Source organism: Paraburkholderia azotifigens (assembly GCF_007995085.1).
GTDB classification, from domain to species: Bacteria; Pseudomonadota; Gammaproteobacteria; order Burkholderiales; family Burkholderiaceae; genus Paraburkholderia; species Paraburkholderia azotifigens.
Genome location: NZ_VOQS01000003.1, coordinates 2,422,164 through 2,442,557, shown reverse-complemented (window position 1 = coordinate 2,442,557; position 20,394 = coordinate 2,422,164). Strand labels below are relative to the sequence as shown.

Sequence of the window (20,394 nt, the reverse complement as noted above, 5' to 3'; positions counted from 1 at the left end):
CCGGAAATACACTAGGTCCAACGGTTCGGACAGGAGAGTTCAAACCGAACTGATTAACAAATGTTCTCGGAGGTCATCATGAAATCGCTTCTTTCCGCAGTTGTCGTCGCATCCGCTCTGGTCGTTCCCGCTGTGTCGTTCGCGCAGCAAGCCAGCAACGCGCCCGTGTCGCGCGCGCAGGTTCAGGCCGAACTGGTCGCTGCCCAGCAAAACGGCTCGCTCGACCAGAACGACGTGGCCTACCCGTCCGCCAAGCCGCAATTCGGCGCAACGTCGGGATCGACGGAAGTCGGCGGCGTGACGGCCGGCACGTCGGAATCGGGCAAGCGTCCGAGCGTCGAACAGCGCATCTTCTCGACGTTCCGCGGCAACTAAGCTCGCCGATGTGACGCGCGCGAGCGTTTTCTGCCGCGCCGCCGTCAGATACACGAAGGCCCCGGCTGACTCATGAAGTCAGCCGGGGCCTTCCTTTTGCACGCTCGAAGCGCCTCTTCGAGCTTACTCGGCGAACGGCAGCGAGTCCTGGCCCTGCGCGCGCATGCCGAACACGTTGAGCGTCATCGCGACGAGCGCGTAATAGCCGAGCAGGCCGACGAGATTGATCGTCACCTCCTGCCCGAAGCGCTCGACGGTCTTCGCATACGTCGCATCGGACACACGCTTCAGGTCGTACAGCTCGGTCGTGAAGGCGTAGATCAGCGCGTCGTCGGCATCGGCGAATGACGGCAGTTTGCTCTCGCGGATCGCCTCGGCGTCCTCGACGCGCACGCCCGCTTCGATTGCAATCGGATAGTGGATGAACCACTCGGCCTGCGCCTGCCAGCGCGACGCCGTGACGAGAATCGCCAGTTCCGACAGACGCAGCGGCAATCCCGTCTTGTAGCGGCAGAATGCGCCGAGGCGCTGCGCGTGCTGCGCGAGTTCGGGGCTATGAATCCAGCCGAGAAACGGTCCGTTCAGGTTGCCGCGCGGACCCGACAGGATCTCGTCCAGTACGGCTTTCTGGTCGGGTGTCGCGTGACTGGCGTCGAACGATGGCAGACGGTTGGTCATGGGAAGCTCTTTCTGGTGAGTGGATCAGGTCAGGCCGCGCCCGACGCAGCGAGCGCGCCTTCGATCGCATCCGTCAGACGGCTGACGATCTCCCCGATATCGCGTTCAGTGCAGATGAACGGCGGCGCAAGCAGCACATGATCGCCGGTCTTGCCGTCGACGGTGCCGCCCATCGGATACACCATCAGACCGCGCTGGAACGCCTCGCGCTTGATCGCGGCGTGCAGCTTCAGTTTCGCATCGAACGGCGTTTTCGTCGCACGGTCCTGCACCAGTTCGACCCCGACGAAGAGCCCGCGTCCGCGCACGTCGCCGATAGACGGATGCTGCGCGTAGTGCCCGCGCAGCAGCGAACGCAGCTGTTCGCCGCGTGCCTTCACGTTGTCGAGCAGATGCTCGTCGGCGATCACGCGCTGCACTTCGAGCGCGGCGGCGCATGCCGTCGCGTGGCCGATGTACGTATGGCCGTGCTGGAAAAAGCCTGAGCCGCCCGTGATCGCCTGATAGATCCTGTCGCTCACGAGCGTCGCGCCGATCGGCTGATAGCCCGCGCCCAGACCCTTCGCGATGGTCAGCAGATCGGGCGTGATGCCGTCTTCCTCGCACGCGTACAGATAGCCGGTGCGGCCCATGCCCGACATGATTTCATCGAGTATCAGCAGCACGCCGTGACGGTCGCACACCGCGCGAATCTTGCGGAAATATTCGCGCACGGGCGGCACCGCGCCCGCCGTCGCGCCGACCACCGTTTCCGCGACGAACGCCGCCACCGTGTCCGGCCCGAGTTCGAGAATCTTCTGTTCGAGTTCGTCGGCAAGACGCTGCGCGAACTGCTCTTCCGTCTCGTCCGCGCGCTGCTCGCGATACGCATAGCACGGGCTCACGTGATGCGCGTCGATCAGCAGCGGCAGAAACGGCTCGCGCCGCCACGCATTGCCGCCGATCGCGAGCGCGCCAAGCGTATTGCCGTGGTAACTCTGACGGCGCGCGATGATGTGACGGCGCTGCGGCTGGCCCACTTCGACGAAATACTGACGGGCGAGCTTCAGCGCCGCCTCGATCGCCTCCGACCCGCCCGACACGAAATAGACATGCCCGAGCCCTTGCGGCGCGTGTTCGACGAGATAGCTCGCGAGTTCTTCGGCGGGCTCGGTGGTGAAGAACGACGTATGCGCGTACGGCAGCGCCTGTGCCTGACGCTTGATCGCGTCGATCACGCGCTGGTTGCTGTGGCCGAGGCACGACACGGCCGCGCCGCCCGATGCGTCGATATAGCGCTTGCCCGTCGAATCGACGATCTCGATGCCCTCGCCTTTGACGGCAACGGGCAGCGTCTGCTTGGGCATGCGATGGAATACGGTTGTCATGCGCTCTCCTTGAATGAGCGGAAGGCGGTGGCGCTCAGGCCGCCGTGCGTGCAACAAAGGTTTCGAAAACGACGACGCGCTGCGCATGCACTCGCAGCGCGACACCGTCGTCGCGGAGTTGGAACAGCGCGGTCGCGAGCGTGTTTTCGCCGTCGGGATCGTCGGGGTCTTCGCGATAGATCGGCAAACAGGCGGGCGCCTTGTCGTGCAGCATGTCGACGAGCGCATGGGCATCGGGTTGCGTGCCGCGCTCTTCGAGCAGCACAGCCATGCGCGCCTGCCGGTCGCGCGAAGAATCCGTGACGATCTGCGCTTCGGCTTCGCAACCGGGATGAATCATGTGATTCGCGTGACCCGACACGCGCGCGGCGGATTCGATCGAACAGCGCATGGCCGTGGCTTCGACGCTCAACACGCGACGCTCGCCCGTCGCGCCGAGCGTGTGATGGAAACCGCTCGCGCGCGGCGTGTCGCGCAGCAGACGGACGGCTTCGTCTGGCGTCGCCGCGTCGAGCACCGCACGCGACAGGATCATGCGCGGCACGCCCGTCGCGGGCTGACGGATGCGCAGATCGTTGATCGCCTGCACGAGCCCCGCGCGGTTCGCCGCGAACGTATGGCCGGGCAGCGAGCCGGGGTAATAGAAGCTGATGAAGCCCGGCTTGCCCTTCGGTTGGACGTCGACCAGCATGCCTTTGCCGAGCAGGAACGGATCGCCGTCTTCGTTGTGCGCGATCAGCGTTTCGTCGGCGCTCACGGCGGCGAGGGTCGTACAACCATCGGGCGTGCCGTGTACGAGTTCGCCGCGGCAGTTCCACAGGAGAACGTCTTCTGCCCGCCAGCCGAGGCCCGCGGCCATGCCGTCGAGTTCGGCCAGTTGAGCGGGACAATGCGCACGCGCGGCGTCGCGCAGATACTGCACGAACGCGTGGCCACGCCACGCCCGCACCGCGCGCCAGGCGGCGCTCTGCCGCATATACGCATCGAATCCCGGCCGCGCCAGCTCGCCGAGTTGACGGCCGATTTCATACGGCTCGCCCGCTATCCGATGCAATTCCCAACCCTGCTTCGACACACGACACCTCGAACTTCAATCAACACGCGATGCGCATTTATAGCGCACAACAACATATGTTGTCAAAGACGGCGCAATTCAGCGCGCCTGTTGCGTGAACGGCGCGCGGCGGTCTGGGTTAAGGAACGTAGGCGCCCTTGGCGTGCAGCGACTGCTCGGCGAGTTCGAGCTGCTGAACGGCGTCCGTGCCTTCGAGCGCGAGCAGATGCGCGACGAGCGATTCGGCGATGGCCGTCGCCGCGACCAGCGACGGGAAGAACGACGGGCTTTCGTGCGAGAAGATCAAGGCCTTGTCGGCGTTCAGCGCGATGGGCGAGACGGCGCTGTCGGTGATCGCGATCAGCTTGCTGCCTTTTTCCAGCGCGGCTTCGGCAACGCGCGCCGCCTCGACGGAATACGGCGCGAAGCTGACGACGACGGTGGCGCTGTCGCGCTCGATGCCGCGCAACTGCATTTCGAGCGTGCCGGCTTCGCCCGTCAGCAGCGACACGGACGAGCGAAACAGCCGGTATCCGTAGACGAAACCGAACGCGACGGGATAGCACGAGCGAAATCCGCCGACGTGCACATGCGGCGCGCGCCGCAGCAGCTTGGCGGCTTCGACGGTGACGCGCGTGTTGTGCGCGGCCGTCACTTCGAGATTGTGTTGCTGCGCGACGAGCAGATCGTGCGCGAGCGCGTCTTTCGCGTGACCTTTGACGAGCGAACGGGCGCGGCTCGTCAATGGCTCGGGACGCGTGCGCACGCGGGCGACGAACAGGTCGCGCAATTCGTTCCAGCCCGGAAAGCCCAATTGCTGCGAGAGCCGCACGAGCGATGCGGGTTGCACCTGCGCGCGCTCGGCGACCTTGCGCATCGACGACACGGCGACCTCATCGGGATGATCGAGCAGAAACGCCGCGCCCATCTGGAACTGCGGACTGAGTTCCGCGAAGCGCCCGCGGATCAGGGCGGCGAGCTGGTCGAAGGTGTCGGGCATACGGTGTACCGGGCGATGGGATGACAACAAATGTTATCACCCGGTTTTGACGGCGGCGAATGAGGGGGTTGTCGGCGCAGCCTCTCCTGCCGACAACCCGTTTTCAGACAGCCAGCCGCGACGCCGCCTTGATATCCTCCAGGCGCCGCTGCTTCACGCCGAGGTCGCTCCACGCCGACGGATGACACGTGAACACCAGAATCTGATGCCGTGTGGACGCATCGAGCAGTGCCCGCTTGATCGACTCGCGCCGTTCCTCATCCGTGTGGACGATGGCGTCGTCGAACAGCAGCAGCGTCGGCTTGCCCGCATCCTTCAGCAGGTCGGCGTAGGCGAGGCGCACCAGCAGCCCCAACTGCTCCTGCGTGCCGTAGCTGAGCGACTCGAATGCTTCGTCGGACGCGCCGCGCATCAGGCCCACGGGCGACAGCGACTCGTCGACGGTCAGCGCGCCCGTCGGGAACACCCGTCGCAGATAGTGATTGACGCGGTCGGTCAGCGGCTTGCGCAAGGTTGCCACAGCCGTGTCGCGCTCTTCGACCAGCACCTGTTCGAGCAGACTGAGCGCGTCGGCACGCATGCGCAGGTCCGCGCGCCGCGCCTCGGCCTGCTCGATGGCGGCCGCCGTCTGGGCGAGCCGCACACCCAGCTCCGTTCCGCCGAGCGTTTCCAGACGCGTGCGCAGCAATCCGGCATTGCGCTGGCGTTCGAGATGCTGCTGATGCTCCAGTTCGGCCGAACGGTTGTAACGCTCGGCGTCGGCGCGCGGGTCGTCTTCGCCGATGGCGTTCAGGCGCTGCGCAGCCGTCTCGAGATTGCGCGTGTACTCGTCGATATACGACTTCTTCTCGACCAGCGCTGCCTGCCGGCGCCTGCGTTCATCGATAAAGGCAGGATCCTTCAGCCGTGCTTCATTCACCTGCAGCCGTTCGCGAATGCCCGTCACGCTCGCCACGGCCTGGGCCTTGGCGGTCGCGGCATCCAGCAGCGCGGCGCGCGCCGTTTCGACCTGTACACGCGCCGCGTCGACGGCGTCTTTGGCCTGCGCGACGGGGATCGCGCCCGTCGCGTCGCCCAGCGCGTCCAGCTTCGCCTGCGTGGCGCCCAGACGGCCGCGCGCCTGCTCGAGTTCGCCGCGCAGCGCGTCGACGCCGTCGGGCGCGTGCGTCTTGAGCATCTGCGCGTGGTTGTCGCGTTCGACGCACGCCGACTTCCAGCGCGCAAGCTGCCCGGCGCCCTGCGCGTGGCTGTCGACGCCGAGTGCGAGCAGCAGCTTGTCGCGCTCGGCTTCGAGCGCCTGCAATTGCGTATCGAGCGCGGACAGATCGAGCATCCCCGGCACGATGGTCAATTCGCCGAATCCCGGCAGCCCGATGGTCTTGCGCCCGTCGAGCACCAGCGTGCCGTCCCCTTGCACAGGCGCGCCGTCGACCATGATGGCCGCGCTCAAGCGGTATTCGATGCGCGTCAGCGCCGCGTTCTTCTGGGCCTGCAGCGGGACCAGTTCATCGCTGACCTGCTGCAGACGCCGGATCTTCTTTTCGTCGAGTTCGAGATTCGCGGCCACGCGCGTCAATTCGAGCAGCCTGTCGTTGCTCTCCACTGCGCGGGCAAGCGCGGCGTCGATGCGGGCGACGTCGGTCTGCTGCGTCTGCGCCTGCGCCCTGAGTTCCGTTGCGCGTTCCGCGGCAATTGCCTTCGAATACGCGTGCTGCGCCTGCTCGCCCGCTTTCTGCGCGAAAGCGTCGGAGGCCTGCGCACGTTCGTGGGCCGCACCCGCCTGGGCGGCGACCGCTTCGGCCTTGTCGGCCTCACGCCCGTCGCTCGCGACGGATGCCTCGACGCTCGCGGCGAACTGCTCCTGCTCGAGCAGGGAACGATGCTCGGTTTCGGCAAACCTGAGCTTTTGCGCGATCTCGTCGTGTTCGCGCCTGAGCACGTCGTTTTGCTGAGCCTGCGCGAGCGCGGCAGCCGCTTTCTGACGCAGCGCTTCCCAGGGACGCTCGCGCTCGCCGATGTCGTGTTCGCGCTGCAGCTTGCCGAGCCGGACAATGTCTTCGTCGAAATCGCGGTTGGCCTGTTCGAGCGTCAGCCGCTGCCCGTTCAGGCTCTCGATTTCCTTCTCCACCGAAGCCAGTTCACCCGTGGGCTTGCGAGCCTGACTCGTGATCAGCCTGAAGAGATCCTTCTGGACGGCGGCGATGAGCGCATCGTCGCCGCCGGGCGTTTCGCCGCCCGTCAGTTGCGACAGGGCTGCGCGGACATGCGCCGACGCGTGTTCGCCCGGTTTGCGGACCTCGCCCGTTTGCCCCTGGCGAACCCACAGCAGCCCGGGAATGCCTGCGTTTTCCGCGCGCGTGAGGCCCTGCCGCGGACGCGTAAAGCCGATCGTGTCGGCGAGAATCGCTTCCGCCTCGTCGCCGTCGAAGGTCTTGTTGCCGACGCGCAGATTGCAGCGCTGTTTCTTGACGAACTGTTTGACGAGATGATGTTTCGTGCCGCCGATATCGAAGCCCACTTCCACCGTCGGCAGCCCGTCCGGCCGCGCAGCGGGCACCAGCGCCTCCAGCCCGCTCACCTTGTAGCGGTCGAGGAACACGGTTCTCACGGCTTCGGCAATCGTGCTCTTGCCCGCCTCGTTCGGACCACTGATGAGATTCAGCCCCGACTCGAGTCCGTCGATGACGATGCGGTCGGTCAGCTTGCGGAAGTTCTGGATCGTTATGCTTTCGAGAATCACACTGCCCCCGTTTCACGCTGGAGTCGCGCGAGCAACAGCAAGGCTTCGGACGCGACGGCGCCGCCGCCGTCGGCCTGGATCGCCCGCAGCCGCTCGACCACTTTCGCCAGATAACCGCTGCGCGCGCCGAGTGCGGCCAGATCTTCTTCCGTCGGCAGCACCTTGATGCCTGTCGTCGTCGAGCGCAGCGCACGCACGCGCGCGCGGGTCTCCTCGATGGCGACGTTCACCGCTTCGGCGTCGGCGAGCGCGAGGTCGCCCGTGACTTCGATACGCAGCACGTCGTGTTCGCCGAAGCTTTCGAGCTGCGTGCGCAGCTGCGTCACGTCGCTCGATACCGTCAGATGCGGCTTGAGCAGATGCCAGCGGTATTTGCTCAGGCGCGTGCGCTGCACGACGGGCGCCGCGCCCGGCCCAGGCAGCTCGACTTCGAGAACGTGACCGGGCTCGTTGCTCCGGAAGCGGTCCTGCTCGTGCGTGCCTGCATAACGGATGCGCTCGTTGACCTGGTACTCGCCGTGCCAGTCGCCCAGCGCGAGATAGTCGAGGCGCGCCGTCTGCGCGCGGGTCGGCGCGATCGGGTTCGTCGAATCGACATCTTCCTGGAGAATGCCCGTCACGCTGCCGTGCGCGAGGCCGATTCGCAGGTAGCCGTCGGGCGTTTCCAGCTGGTCGAAGAACGCGGTCGTGTCTTCGTAGGTGTTGCGCTGCGTGAGCGGTGCGCAAAGCAGCGCGGCCCGGTGCGTATCCAGCAGGATGACGCCCGGTTCGAGAATGAGATGGGCGTTGTCCGGCACGCAACCGAGGCGCTGCGCGCGGGTCCAGACGCTCTCGGCCAGCGCGGCGTCGTGGTTGCCCGGCAGCAGATACCACGGCCCCGCAAAGCCCGACAGCGCGCCGAACAGCCTGCGGATCACCGTTTCCGAGACCGTCTGCTGGTCGAAGACGTCGCCCGCGACCAGCACCGCGTCCATGCCCCGTTCGGTGGCGAGGCTGGCGATGCGCCTGACCGTGTCAAGGCGCGCTTGCGCCAGATGCGCGGCTTCCTCCGGCGTGAACTGGCCAAACTGGGTTCCGATCTGCCAGTCGGCAGTGTGCAGTAGTTTCAAGTTGCGGCCCTCTCCCGTTACTGTTCGTTTGTCGTCGTTCGTCACAAGTCCGCTATTGTCCATGGGACGGCGGCATTTTGGGACCTGGCGAATCAGACGCCGCCGTTTCCGGACTTCGTCAACCCGCCAGCGGCTTCGCTTCGTAAGCGCGGTCGAACGCCGCCTCGAGCACGGGATGCACGCCGCGCAGCCCGTCCACCACCGCTTTGGCCCAGTCGAAATACTCGCGCTTGCGCTCGACGGACCAATCCGCCGGCGGACAGGCCGCGATATCGCGGAGATTGCAGATCTTGTCGGCGAGTTTGACGAGTTGCGCTTTTCCGCTGATAGCGGACGCGTGCTCGACCTGCAAGCGCTTGCGTTCCGCCTTCGGCAAGGTCTTGTCGTCGGTCACTTCCGCGACGATAGCGGCGGCTTCCCGACCGAACTGCGCAACCAGTTCGTCCATCGAGGTTTCCGTGTCCTCGATCGTGTCGTGAAGAATGGCGGCGACGAGAACGGCCTCGTCGGCAACGTCGCCTTCGTTGGCCAGCACGTCGGCGAGCGCGATGGGATGGTTGATGTAAGGCGAGGCCTCGGCGTCCTTGCGCCGCTGGTTGCGATGCCTGTCCGCAGCGAATGCGGTTGCCCTGATCAGCATGTTCATATTTTCGTCCCTGGGTCTCGTTGGATTCGGCCCGATCATCCTACCGCGTGCCCGGGACATCTCGTGTCCTTACCTCGACGCAACAGGCAAGCCGAAAATCTCACATTGCAAAATCAGGGCTCGTGTCACAAAACCGCGTGCTGCATGGCAGCTTAAAGGCAATGCGTATCGGAAAACTCCGCTCCACATCGCGAAATGAATCGCCTATCCGATTGATTTACATGAATTTTTCATTCTCTCGATGACGCACGGCGCGGCTCCGCACAGATCGCCCCGTTCGGTACTCTCTTATACAAGAGGCGACCATTCGACGACTCCAGTCCGACGACCGATCGGCGAGTCGAAGCGAACCGCCCGACGCTTTTTCATAACGCAGGGAGAGTTCAAATGCTGCACGTCTATGTCGAACCCGTACCGAAGGGCCGCTGGGGACCGATCGACGGCTATACCGTCGAATTCGAGGACGGCACGAAGGTGACGCCCGAGATTTACCGCTCGGAAATGCTCGCCGTCGGCGAGATCAAGCTGCGCGGCTATGTGCCGCTGCTGGCGAAGGTGCGCATCACCGACAAGGCCGTCACCGAGCACTGGCACGCAGCCGAGGAGGAGTTGCGCGCGTAATTCCGTATTACCTGCTGCACGCTCCCGACCGGTCAAATACCTCGTACGGAGGCCGCCACGAGCGGCTGTCACAACGCCTGATGTGACAAGCCGAATGGTATGCGGACTGCGTACCCTTCTTTCCTGACGAGGTATTGACCATGACAGTCTCATCTATCGGAGCACGCGGATTCGAAATCTTTCATCCCGAAGTCCCTGGCGGCGCAAGGCCGCCAGGCCGGGAAGAGCCGCACGAACCGCCCAGCTCGCCGCATGAGAACGGGAACGACCCTGAGCAAACGGGTACGCCGCGCGGCGGCGAAACCACACCCGCTCCTGCGCCTGCTCGCGCAGGCGCACGGCCCGCTACCTCCAGCTGGCCAACTGCCTATGCCATGAACCGCCTGCCGACGCGCTATGGCCCGTCGCAGGACAACAGGAACGTCATGGTCGACTACGAACATCCCGGCAAAACCGAGTTCATCATCGTGAACGATCGGGCCTATCCCGTGAAAAACGAAGGTGGCCAGTACCGGACCTATGACTCTGCACACCCGGAACGTCCGTCCCACGGCGTCTCGGTGGACGCCAACGGGCAGTGGCAGATCTCACAGGGGCTGAAAGGCGGCGGCCAGGACCCGGATCAGTCAGCATCCGGCGGTAACAATCCGTTCGGGCAGCCGGCCGTTCCGCCGCAACATCCGCCGCAACCGCCGCAACCGCAGAATTTCAATGACTTTCTGGGCATGGCGTTCGGAATGCAGAACCTGCAACATCAGCAGCAGCACCTGCAAGCCATGCAAGCCATGCAACAGCAAGGCGCCGGTGGAAATGCCGGGCAAGGCGCCGGTGGCGGAAATGCCGGACCGTGGGGCGCGCCCGGCAACCCGGCGCAAGGCGGCGCGGGCGGGCAAGGGTAGAGAAGCAGCGGGGACGGGCATGCCTGCCGCGTGACGGCCGGAGCAAAAATGGGGGCGGCGATGCCCCCGCAGTGCATATCGGCGCAAGCGCTGCGTCGCGCTAGCGCAGCAGCGCGGTTTCGCATGCGCGGCGAATGATCCGGTATTGATCCGCATCCTTGTCGATCTGAAGCTGGTCGGTAAAAGCCGCTTGCAGACCCGCCGAGTCGCGCAGGCTCGCGTGGCACTCGACGAGGCGCATCGCAAGCGGCAACGCCCTGCTCGACAGAGTGACCCGGCGCATCACGTCGAGTGCGCTCGCATCGGCCATGTGCCAGCGCCGCATCGCATCGACTGCCTGCGACGCCGTCAGCCACCAACGCGTCTCCGCGTAGACGAGCAGATGCAGCGCGACGATCAGCGTCAGCAGCGTGACCTGAGCATCGCCTTCGAGATCGACGGCGCCTTGAGTGCTACGTGCATTGCCCATCTTCGCTCCCCGACGAACAGATGAGCAGCCTCGAGCATGATCCGGGCCCGGGGTCGCGCACACTCGTTGCGGCTGCACGTATTAGAGTGGCGTTCATACCGCCACCACTCAGGAGACGCCGATGAGCCGCTATACGACAGCCGGGTTGGACTCGCTTGCCAACCAGTTCGACACCGACGGTATGGTGGTGCTGCGTCAGCACTTTGACCGTGACACCCTGCTTCAATGGCGCCGCGCATTCGACGTGCTTCTCGACCAGCGTCTGCGCGAAAGCGCGACGGCCGTGAGAGGACCGAACCGGCATTACATCACGCTGCCATTTGCCGGCGTGTTCGCCGACGAAGCCATTTTTGCCGACCCGGATGTGCTCGGCATCGTCGAACGGGTGGCGGGCGACGAGCCCGTCATGTGCCAGCTCGCGTCGGACACGCCGCTCCACGGCTCCGACTATCAGGACGTGCATCGCGACACGCCCGCGCTGTTCGACGGCTTCCCTGAAACGCCGTCGTTCCAGCTCGCCGTCAACTTCCCGCTCTGCGACGTGACGCCCGACAACGGGCCGTTCGAGACGACGCTCGGCACGCATCGCATGCATTCCGATGAAGCGCTGGAAGCCTACGAAGCGGGCCGCTTGCCGTTGCACGCGATCACGATGGAACTGGGCGACGTGATGATCCGCGACGTACGCGCATTGCATCGAGGAACGCCGAATCTGACGCACACGCCGCGACCGATGGTCGTGATCGGCTATAGCCGCAGCTGGTACTTCCGGCCGGAAGTACAAATCGACGTGCCGGAGCGCGTCTACGAGAGCCTCAGCCCGAGGGCGAAGCGGCTGTTGCGGACCATGCCGCGCGTGGACAGCATCGACGATCCGGCCACGCGCGAACATTACACGAAGTTCGCGTATTGACGCGCGCCGTCAGACGCCGTGCGCGTTCAGCCGCGCCGCATACCAGCGGGAAAACTGGTCCACGTAAGTTTCCGTGAACGGCGAGAACACGCCCGGCGAGTACGCGGGATCCTGCGTCCCTTCGTGCGTGATTTCGACGAGATGCTTGTCCTGCGTGTTGGTCGCGATCCACACCTCCGTCAAATCGGAGACCTTGTAGTCCACGCCTTCCACGGCATCGGCATGGACGAGCCACTTCGACCGCACGAGCGTCCTGTCGGGCGCGAGCGGAATGATGTAGCTGATCACGGCGTGATCGCTCATGACGTGCGTCCAGGAGTTGTGCGTCCACAGATGCGTGTCGCCTAGATCGCGGCGCTGCAGATTGCCGAGCAGCTTCGTGCTGGCAACCCTGGTGCTGAGCGTTTGCGATTCGCCATTTCCGGCGATCACCAGCTGCTGCGTCCTGAACTGCGTGACGGCGTCCTCGTCGAGCCATTCGACCGTCCCGCAGACAAACCCGTCGCGCTCCCAGCTCGCCTGGCAGGCCGCATTGCGCGTTTTGTATTCCTCCAGCGCGCGCAGCGATTCGTCGCTGAGATTCTCCGGGCAGAAGCCGAAGTCTTCGGGAAGAAACGACGCTGTCAGTTCCGGATGCGTCCCCGCGCAGTGATAGCACTCGCGGTTGTTCTCGATGACGAGCTTCCAGTTGCCTTGTTCGACGATCTCCTGTTCGAACGCGATCTTCGTATTCTGCAGGTCGAAGGGCGCGAAACGCGGCAGCATCGTTTCCTCGAGCTTCGCGATATCTTCGGGCGGCTGCTCCGCGAGGCACACGAAAATATGCGTCCCGACGATCTTCGTGTGCACGGGTTTCAGGCTGCGACACGTGGGATCGAAGTCCTTGCCCATGTGCGACGCGTGACGCAGGCTGCCGTCGAGATCGTAAGTCCACTGGTGATACGGACACACCAGCATGCCGACCGTCGACTTCCCCGCTTCCTTCAGACGCGCGCCGCGATGACGGCAGACGTTGCGGTACGTGCGGACGTTTTCATCGTCGTCGCGCACGATGATGATCGACGCCTTGCCGATATCGACGACGGACACATCGCCGGGCTCCGGCACGTCCGCCGTCACGCCGACAAGAATCCAGTGCTTGTGGAAAAAGACGTCGACATCCGTTTCGAACACGTCCTGGCGGCCAAACAGTTCGCCCGGCATGCCGTGCCCGGATTGACGGCTGCGGATCAACTCACCATGCGTTTTGATTTGCACTTCGGACATCGTCTTCTCCAGCGTTCAGGGGATGTCGGGACTTCGAAATGGTCCCGCGATGAACCCAGTATTGGATTGACGAAAAAGGGCGTCAATGCGCTTTATTTTCTGCCTGGCATTACCTGCGATTATGCGAGCGCCGCGCGCGCCCGAAGCGGTCCTCACTGCACCGCCGCATCCTGTCGAAGCCACTCGATGAGACCGTCGACGGCGGGCGTGATGGTGCGTCCGTGCGGCACCACGACGAAGTACGCATCGTTGGTCTTGAACGACGCGACGGGCAGCCTGACGAGCTCGCCGGCATCGACGAGATCGTGCACCAGCCTGCCCCATCCGAGCGCGATACCCTGCCCGTAACGCGCCGCCTGGATCGCGTCCGTGTACAGACTGCAGCGCAGCGCAAAGTTCAGGCGCAACGGATGCAGGCCGACGGCATGGAACCATTCTTCCCAGCCCATCCAGCCTTCCGAGGTCGAGTCCGATTCGATCAGCGCGGCGTTCGCGACGTCCTGAAGCGAGGCGGGCATGCCGCGCGCCGCCAGCCACTTCGGCGAGCACACGGGAAAAACTTCTTCGTCGAACAGCAGGGTCGCCGTGCCGTCGCCCCAGCGTCCGTTGCCGAAGCGCACGGCGACGTCGATCTCCTTGTGCCGAAGATCCGCGGTGAACATCTGCGTCGACAGGCGAAGCTGGAGATTCGGCTGCGCGTTGCGGATCGATTCGAGACGCGGCAGCAGCCGGAAATGCGAGAACGCCGACGTCGCGGCCAGCACCAGCTCCTGCTGCACGGGCCCCGTGGCGAGCCGGTCGAACACGCCGGCAATTTTCTGCATCGACTCGGCGATGACGAGATACAGCGCCTTGCCTTCCTCCGTGAGTTCGATCGAGCGGTGCAGACGATGAAACAGGCGCACGCCGAGCGTGTCTTCGAGAAATTTGACCTGACGGCTGACGGCTGCCTGCGTGACGCCGAGTTCGTTCGCCGCGACGGTGAAGCTGCCCAGCCGCGCCACCGATTCGAACTCGACGAGCGCGGTCATCGACGGAATCAGGCGCCGGTATCCCTTGGTCCCTTGCGTGAGCGGTTTCATTGGCTGGCTCTCGTCAGATCGCTGCGTTTCCATTGTCCGCCTGCACGTGCCCGCCGTTCGTGTCCCAACTGGCGGGCAGCGCGGGCGACTGGCTCGGCGGCCGCGCCACGCGGTAGGCGTTCGGCGATTCGCCGAATTCCTTTCTGAACTCGCGGCCGAGATGCGAGGCATCGGAGAAGCCGCACGACGTGGCGATATCGGCGACCGTGCGGTCCGAACTCGTCAGCAGCCACGACGCCATCCGGATGCGGATCTGCCGTCCATACGCATGCGGCGACTTGCCCGTCTCGGCGGCGAAAAGGCGTTCGAGCTGCCGGACCGACATCTCGAGCCGTTGCGCGAGATCGGCGAGACTCAACGGCTGCCCGATGTGCTGCTCCATCAGCAGGATCGCGCGGCGCACCTTCGGATGCGTCGCGGGTTCGAGACCGGGCGGATGCGGCTGCGGCGCGTTGCCCTTCTGCGCGTCGTCGACCAGCATGATGCGCAGCGCCTTCTGCACGATCGTCGCCTCGACGTGGCGCAGCAGGATGGCGGCGGCGACGTCGATCGACGCGCGCCCGCCCGAACAGGTAATGCGCCGCCGGTCGATCACGAAGAGCCGGTCGGCGACAAGGTTGCGTTCGTCGACGCCCGGAAAGCGTTCGACGAAGTCCCAGTAGTGGAACCAGCTCACGCACATCCGGTAGCCATCCATCACGTCGGCGCGCATCAGCGCGAACACGCCCGTGCAGATGCCGACCAGCGTCGCGGGCGTCTTCGCGGCGTCCTGGATGAACTGGAGCGTCGCCTTGCTCGCGGACGGCCCCGAATGCAGCAGACCGCCCACGACGACGACGTAATCGAACACGCCCGCTTCATCGAACGTGATCCACGGCGCGACCTGGATGCCGCAGCTCGCTCTGACGGGCACGAGCGACTCGCCGACGATCGTCCACGAACAGCGCACGGGCCGGCTCATGTCGCCTTCGTCGCTGGCGAGCCGGAGCAGATCGACGAAACCGGAAAAGGCCGTCAACGTGAAGTTAGGCAACAGCACGATGCCGAAGCGCAGCGGCCGCGGCCTGTCGGCTCGGGAAGGATGGACATGGCTCAACATGAGACGGCCTGCGTCGCGACGCGTGAAGACCCGGTTCGCACTTTCAGCATGAAGATCGGCAACGCTATTTCGCCGCTTCGATTTCGACGCTGCGCCATTCGCCCATCATCGCGCCGACCTCTTCGCCGAGCCACTCGCGGAACTGCTGATACTCCGGCCGCATCCGCGCGTTCTGGTGCGTGATCAGGTAGTGATGACGGTCGTGGAATTCGAGCGCATCCTGCACGGGCCGCAGCAGCCGGCCCTGTTCGACCTGGCGATGCACGAGATGATGCCAGCCGAGCAGCGTGCCCTCGCCCGCTTCCGCCTGCGCGACGAGCAGCCGGTAATCGTTGCTCTCCAGATGTTCGTTCTCGACCAGCCGGTCAGAGCCGTCGCCCTGCTGGAACCGGTTGCGCCACACGCGCCAGTCGACGTGTTCGCAGACCTGCGCGCGGCCGAGCAGGGACAGATTGAGCGTCGGATGCGCCAGCAGATCCAGCGGCTTCAGCGAACGTCCATGGAAGTGCCGCTCGTGAAACGACGGGCTGCAGACGGGATAGACGACATCATGGAACAGCGGCTCGATTTCATATTCCGGCTCGCGCGGCGGATTCTTCGTAATGATGATGTCGGGTTGCATGAGATCGTCGAGTTCCATGAAGTGCTCGGTGACCATCACGTGCAGCCGGATCTCCGGAAAGCGCTTGCGAAACGACGGCAGCCTGAACGACAGCCACAACGCGGAGAACGTATGCGAAACGGCGATGGTCAGCGCGTGCCGGTCGGTGCGGCGCACGGCCTCTGCCGCTTCGGCGATGTTCATGATCGACAGATAGGACGCGTTGTACAGAATGCGCCCGGCGTCCGTCAGCGCGATATGGCGGCCCGTGCGCTCGAACAGCGCCACTTCCAGCGAGTCTTCCAGCTCCTTGATCTGCCGGCTGATGGCGGCCTGCGTCACGCACAGCACTTCCGCTGCCTGCGTGAAGCTTTCGTAGCGTGCAGCCGTGACGAAGCAGCGCAGCGCGCGCAGCGAAGGCATCTGCGCGAGCAGCCGGTCGGCGAACATCTGTTTCTTTTGCATGGCTTTCACCTGTGAAGCGGACACGCCTGCTGGCTGGACGACAGCAGGACAGGCGCTGCGCACTGCCCCGTGACAATGCGACGACCGCGCGGCGGCGCGAAAACGCCCGCGCGAAAAAATAGTGTGCGAGTCTTCGCGGCAACAGGCAAGGGCGGACTACCCGAGTCCGCCGCAGGACAATACCGCAGGACAATACGCGCAGGCCCGGCGCGACGGCCGGGCCTGACGGTTGCAGCGAACCGCTTCAGTCGAGCTTCAGCCAGGTGGTCTTCAGTTCGCAATACTGGTCGTGCGCGTAGACGGACTTGTCGCGGCCGCCGAAGCCCGATTGCTTGAATCCGCCGAACGGCGTCGACAGGTCGCCCTCGCCGAAGCAGTTCACCGTCACGGTGCCCGCGCGGATCCGCGCCGCGACCTTGTGCGCGTGGTTCACATTATCGGTCCACAGCGAGGCCGCAAGGCCGTAGCAGGTATCGTTGGCGATCTGCACGGCTTCGTCGATATCCGCATATTCGATGACGCAGACCACGGGCCCGAACACCTCGTCGCGCGCAATGCTCATGTTCGGCGTCACGTTGTCGAAGATGGTGGGCTCGACGAACCAGCCGCCCGACTCCGTGCGCGCCGCCTTGCCGCCGCACACGACGCGCGCGCCTTCCGCCTTCGCCTGCTCGATGTGGGCCAGCACCTTTTCGTAATGCTTCTGTTCGATCAGCGAGCCGAGCTTGACGTCGGGATCGAGCGGATCGCCCGTCTTCCAGCCTTCCAGCACGGCCAGGATCTTTTCGAGCAGGCTCGCCTTCAGCGCCGAAGGCACGAGGATGCGCGAACCCGCGCTGCAGTTCTCGCCCATGTTCCAGAATGCGGCGGCGACGGCCTGCTCGGCGACGGCATCGAGATTCGCGACGTCGGGCAGCACGACCTGCGGATTCTTGCCGCCGCATTCGAGCACGACCCGCTTCAGGTTCGTATCCGCCGAATAGCGCAGGAAGCGCTTGCCCGTATCCGTCGAGCCCGTGAACGCCACGAGATCGACATCGGCGTGACGGCCCAGCGCCTGCCCCGCGCTTTCGCCGAAACCCGTCACGACGCTGAACACACCGGCAGGCACGCCCGCTTCCAGTGCCAGATCGGCGATGCGCAGCGTCGACAGCGAGGTCTGCTCGGCGGGCTTCACGATCACGCTATTGCCGACTGAGAGCGCCGGGCCGATCTTCCACGCGAGCATCAGAGCCGGAAAATTCCACGGCAACACGGCGCCGACGACGCCGATAGGCTCACGCGTAATCATGCTCACGACGCTCGCGCCCGACGGCGACAGCGCGTCGTAGCGCTTGTCGGTGACTTCCGCGTGCCAGCGGATGCACGCCGCCGATTCGGGAATGTCGAGTCCCATGCATTCGCTGACCGGCTTGCCCGCTTCGAGCACTTCGAGCAGCGCCAGTTCTTCGGCGTTGTCGTCGATCAGTTGCGCGAGCCGCAGCAGCACCGCTTTGCGCTGCGCGGGCGCGGCCTTCGACCACACGCCGGATTCGAACGCATCGCGCGCCGCCACGACGGCGCGGTCGATATCTTTCGCATCGCACCGGGCGATGTCGGCCAGTGCCTTGCCCGTCGACGGATTGAGCGTCGGAAACGTCTCGTTCGACGCCGCCGCACAACGTTGTCCGGCGATGAACGCCCTGCCGTCGAGCGACAAGGCTTGTGCTTTCTGCTGCCATTCCTGATAGGTCGTCATGTCCTGTCCTCTTGGATTTAAAGTTCGGCCCCCGCCGAAAATTCCTTGACCCAGATGGCCGCCGATACCGCGACGTCGGCGATGGGGCGCACGGGCAGCGAACGCGGATGCGGCTGGTTCAACAGCTGGCGCACCAGATCGCTCGACTGGCCGAGCGCGTATTCGGCGATCAGCTTGCCCGACGCCGAGCCGCGGCTCAGACCGAGTCCATTGCAGCCGACCGCTTCGTATACGCCATCGTCGCGGCGTCCGAACAGCGCGCCGTTGTTAGCCGACAGGCATAGCGGCCCGCCCCACGTGTATTCGAGTTCGAGGTCCTTGAGCATCGGAAAGCGCCGGTCGAACGACCGTTGATGCAGACTCTTCGCCTTCGCCAGATCGGCCTGCGACACTTCGAGGTTCGGCCGGAACGCGAAGTGATTGCGCACGCAGATGCGGTCCGTGCCGAGACGCCGCACGGTCGAGCCCATCGGGTCGGCGGGAATCAGCGACCATGAGCGCGTGCCGCCCAGCCGTTTCACTTCGTCGGGATTCATCACGCGCGTCATCGACGCGAACGTGTACACGGGCAGCAGACCGTTCGGATGCCCGCCGAAGGTCGCCGCATACGCGTTGGTGCAGAGAATCACGCGCTTTGCGACGATCTTGCCGTTCGCGAAGCTCAGCACTTTCTCCGTGCCCTGGTCGTCGATCCGCTTGACTGCGCTCAGCTCGTAGACCTGCACGTTCGCCGGCAAGGCCGCAGCCAGCCCGCGCATCAGCGCCGCCGGCTGCACGGTGCTGCAACCGGGCGTAAACAGCGCGCCCTGATAGAAGCTCGTGCCCGTCACCTTCGCGATGGCGGCTTCGTCGAGCCACTCGAAGGCTTCGCCGATGCGTTCCAGACCTGCGGCAAAATGCGCGAGCGCCGCATGCCCTTTCCTGTTCACCGACGCGTGAAATTTGCCGTCGTCGCGCCAGTCGCATTCGATGCCATGCTGTTTCACCACCGAGCGCACATAGTCGATCCCATGACGCTGAAAACGCACGTCGGCCTTGTCCGCTTCCACGCTGCGCGAATAGCTTTCGCTGCTGATGTCGTGCGGCAGGTCGACGAAGAAGCCGGAATTGCGCCCCGCCGTCGTGCGCCCGATGCGATCCGCCTCGACGAGCGCGATCGACGCATCGGGTGCAAGCTCGGCCAGGCGCCGTGCTGCACATAGTCCCGTAATGCCGCCGCCGACGACGACCCAGTCGTACCGGCGTTCGGACGACACGCTGACAGCGGCCGCAGGCGGCGGCAGACTTTCCCACCACCCGTTGACACCGTCGGGGGCGGGAAACCGCGCGAATTCCAGTTTCGAGGCCATGCCGGATCTACTGAGCGTTGCGCAACAGGGGACGAACGAGCTTGGCAAACGTGCTGCGTTCTTCATCATTGAGCGTGCCGAGCGGCGCGCGCGCCGCGCCGACGGGCGTGCCCGCCAGTTCGCATCCGTATCGAACGTACTGGATGAACTTGCCGCTGCGCTCCAGCAGTTCGAGCACGGGCAGCAGTTGCGCCATCAGCTGGCGGCCCGTCGTGAAGTCGCCCTGCTTCACGCACGCGTCGAACAGCGCCGTATGCGCTTCGGGCAGGAAGTTCGACGCGCCGCCGACCCAGCTCTTCGCGCCCCACACGAAAAATTCGAGCGCCTGGTCGTCCATCCCGCAGCTCAGCACCAGCCGGTCCTTGAAGTGCGTCGCGAGATGATGCAGATGCGAGATATCGCCCGTGCTTTCCTTCATCGCGATGAAGTTCTTCCGTTCGAGCAGCTTCGACAACACCTCGTCGCCGATGTCGGTGCCCGTGCGCGCCGGGAAGTTGTAGAGCATGACGGGCATGTCGAGGCTGTCGTCCACCTTCAGCAGATGGCTCAGCAATTCGTCCTGCGTCGGCTGCGCGTAGTACGGCGCGGCGAGCAGCAGCGCGGGCAGGCCCGCGCGCTTCGCTTCCAGGCCGAGGCGGATCACGTCTTTCGTCGTGGTCGCGTTGATGCCCGCCGTCAGATATGTCTTGCCGCCCACCGCTTGGGCGACCGTGTTGAAGGTGCGGACGCGCTCGTCGAAACTCAGTGCGTAGTACTCGCCCGTCGTGCCGCCGACGCCGAGGCCCGAGACGCGGCCCGCGAGATTCGCGGCGTGCTTGCCAAGCAGATCGTGATCGATCTCGCCGTCCGCCTTGAACGGGGTAACCAGCGGCGTGTGAACTCCCTCGAAGCTCATGTCAGTTCTCTCTTCAGTAGATGAGGTT

Annotated in this window: 19 protein-coding genes; 4 read left to right on the top strand and 15 right to left on the bottom strand. The window is 64.9% G+C overall.

Annotation, left to right across the window (positions count from 1 at the left end; translation table 11 throughout):
• Positions 1-78: 78 nt before the first annotated feature.
• Positions 79-375 (top strand): DUF4148 domain-containing protein, encoded by a 297-nt coding sequence (locus tag FRZ40_RS28250; protein ID WP_028366516.1) that lies wholly within the window; start codon positions 79-81, stop codon positions 373-375.
• Positions 376-498: 123 nt separating this feature from the next.
• On the opposite strand, the gene FRZ40_RS28245 is transcribed toward FRZ40_RS28250, so the two are convergent.
• The 7 genes from FRZ40_RS28245 to FRZ40_RS28215 all read right to left on the bottom strand — a co-directional run bounded on the left by FRZ40_RS28245 (position 499) and on the right by FRZ40_RS28215 (position 8,969).
• Entirely contained in the window at positions 499-1,053 is a 555-nt protein-coding gene (locus FRZ40_RS28245) for a carboxymuconolactone decarboxylase family protein (protein ID WP_028366517.1), read from the bottom strand.
• 29 nt (positions 1,054-1,082) lie between these two features.
• Positions 1,083-2,420: an aspartate aminotransferase family protein gene (locus FRZ40_RS28240; protein WP_147236300.1), complete on the bottom strand. Its 1,338-nt coding sequence runs from the start codon at positions 2,418-2,420 to the stop codon at positions 1,083-1,085.
• A gap of 34 nt (positions 2,421-2,454) precedes the next feature.
• Positions 2,455-3,495: a C45 family autoproteolytic acyltransferase/hydrolase gene (locus FRZ40_RS28235; RefSeq protein WP_147236299.1), complete on the bottom strand. Its 1,041-nt coding sequence runs from the start codon at positions 3,493-3,495 to the stop codon at positions 2,455-2,457.
• 118 nt (positions 3,496-3,613) lie between these two features.
• The gene (locus FRZ40_RS28230; protein ID WP_147236298.1) at positions 3,614-4,474 is read right to left on the bottom strand and encodes a MurR/RpiR family transcriptional regulator; all 861 of its coding nucleotides are present in this window, start codon (positions 4,472-4,474) and stop codon (positions 3,614-3,616) included.
• 103 nt (positions 4,475-4,577) lie between these two features.
• Complete coding sequence (locus FRZ40_RS28225; protein ID WP_147236297.1) at positions 4,578-7,214, bottom strand: AAA family ATPase; 2,637 nt, start codon at positions 7,212-7,214, stop codon at positions 4,578-4,580.
• Positions 7,211-8,323 carry a metallophosphoesterase family protein gene (locus FRZ40_RS28220; protein WP_147236296.1) on the bottom strand — a complete coding sequence of 371 codons (1,113 nt, stop codon included), beginning with the start codon at positions 8,321-8,323 and terminating at the stop codon, positions 7,211-7,213. Before FRZ40_RS28220 ends, FRZ40_RS28225 begins: the two co-directional genes overlap by 4 nt.
• Before the next feature lie 118 nt (positions 8,324-8,441).
• On the bottom strand, positions 8,442-8,969 hold the full coding sequence (locus tag FRZ40_RS28215) for an HD domain-containing protein (RefSeq protein ID WP_028366523.1): 528 nt from the start codon (positions 8,967-8,969) through the stop codon (positions 8,442-8,444).
• A 387-nt stretch (positions 8,970-9,356) separates the two neighbouring features.
• Here FRZ40_RS28215 and FRZ40_RS28210 point away from each other — a divergent pair, with 387 nt between their 5' ends.
• Together FRZ40_RS28210 and FRZ40_RS28205 are read left to right on the top strand one after the other, a co-directional pair.
• Positions 9,357-9,590 carry a hypothetical protein gene (locus tag FRZ40_RS28210; protein ID WP_028366524.1) on the top strand — a complete coding sequence of 78 codons (234 nt, stop codon included), beginning with the start codon at positions 9,357-9,359 and terminating at the stop codon, positions 9,588-9,590.
• A gap of 374 nt (positions 9,591-9,964) precedes the next feature.
• Positions 9,965-10,489: a hypothetical protein gene (locus FRZ40_RS28205; protein WP_147236295.1), complete on the top strand. Its 525-nt coding sequence runs from the start codon at positions 9,965-9,967 to the stop codon at positions 10,487-10,489.
• Between the two features lie 100 nt (positions 10,490-10,589).
• On the opposite strand, the gene FRZ40_RS28200 is transcribed toward FRZ40_RS28205, so the two are convergent.
• Positions 10,590-10,958 (bottom strand): hypothetical protein, encoded by a 369-nt coding sequence (locus FRZ40_RS28200; protein WP_147236294.1) that lies wholly within the window; start codon positions 10,956-10,958, stop codon positions 10,590-10,592.
• Between the two features lie 121 nt (positions 10,959-11,079).
• Between FRZ40_RS28200 and FRZ40_RS28195 the strand changes: the two genes are divergently transcribed.
• Positions 11,080-11,871 (top strand): phytanoyl-CoA dioxygenase family protein, encoded by a 792-nt coding sequence (locus FRZ40_RS28195; RefSeq protein WP_147236293.1) that lies wholly within the window; start codon positions 11,080-11,082, stop codon positions 11,869-11,871.
• Between the two features lie 9 nt (positions 11,872-11,880).
• Here the strand turns inward: FRZ40_RS28195 and FRZ40_RS28190 are convergent, their stop codons facing one another.
• The 7 genes from FRZ40_RS28190 to FRZ40_RS28160 all read right to left on the bottom strand — a co-directional run bounded on the left by FRZ40_RS28190 (position 11,881) and on the right by FRZ40_RS28160 (position 20,366).
• Positions 11,881-13,137: an aromatic ring-hydroxylating oxygenase subunit alpha gene (locus FRZ40_RS28190; protein ID WP_147236292.1), complete on the bottom strand. Its 1,257-nt coding sequence runs from the start codon at positions 13,135-13,137 to the stop codon at positions 11,881-11,883.
• Positions 13,138-13,289: 152 nt separating this feature from the next.
• Complete coding sequence (locus tag FRZ40_RS28185) at positions 13,290-14,219, bottom strand: LysR substrate-binding domain-containing protein (RefSeq protein ID WP_028366529.1); 930 nt, start codon at positions 14,217-14,219, stop codon at positions 13,290-13,292.
• Between the two features lie 13 nt (positions 14,220-14,232).
• Positions 14,233-15,318 carry a GlxA family transcriptional regulator gene (locus FRZ40_RS28180; protein ID WP_147236291.1) on the bottom strand — a complete coding sequence of 362 codons (1,086 nt, stop codon included), beginning with the start codon at positions 15,316-15,318 and terminating at the stop codon, positions 14,233-14,235.
• Between the two features lie 64 nt (positions 15,319-15,382).
• Positions 15,383-16,384, bottom strand: coding sequence for a LysR substrate-binding domain-containing protein (locus FRZ40_RS28175; RefSeq protein WP_147236290.1), 1,002 nt, complete (start codon positions 16,382-16,384; stop codon positions 15,383-15,385).
• A gap of 244 nt (positions 16,385-16,628) precedes the next feature.
• The gene (locus FRZ40_RS28170) at positions 16,629-18,122 is read right to left on the bottom strand and encodes an aldehyde dehydrogenase (RefSeq protein ID WP_147236289.1); all 1,494 of its coding nucleotides are present in this window, start codon (positions 18,120-18,122) and stop codon (positions 16,629-16,631) included.
• Positions 18,123-18,139: 17 nt separating this feature from the next.
• Positions 18,140-19,471 carry an NAD(P)/FAD-dependent oxidoreductase gene (locus FRZ40_RS28165; protein ID WP_147236288.1) on the bottom strand — a complete coding sequence of 444 codons (1,332 nt, stop codon included), beginning with the start codon at positions 19,469-19,471 and terminating at the stop codon, positions 18,140-18,142.
• A 7-nt stretch (positions 19,472-19,478) separates the two neighbouring features.
• The gene (locus FRZ40_RS28160; protein ID WP_147236287.1) at positions 19,479-20,366 is read right to left on the bottom strand and encodes a dihydrodipicolinate synthase family protein; all 888 of its coding nucleotides are present in this window, start codon (positions 20,364-20,366) and stop codon (positions 19,479-19,481) included.
• Positions 20,367-20,394 lie beyond the last annotated feature (28 nt).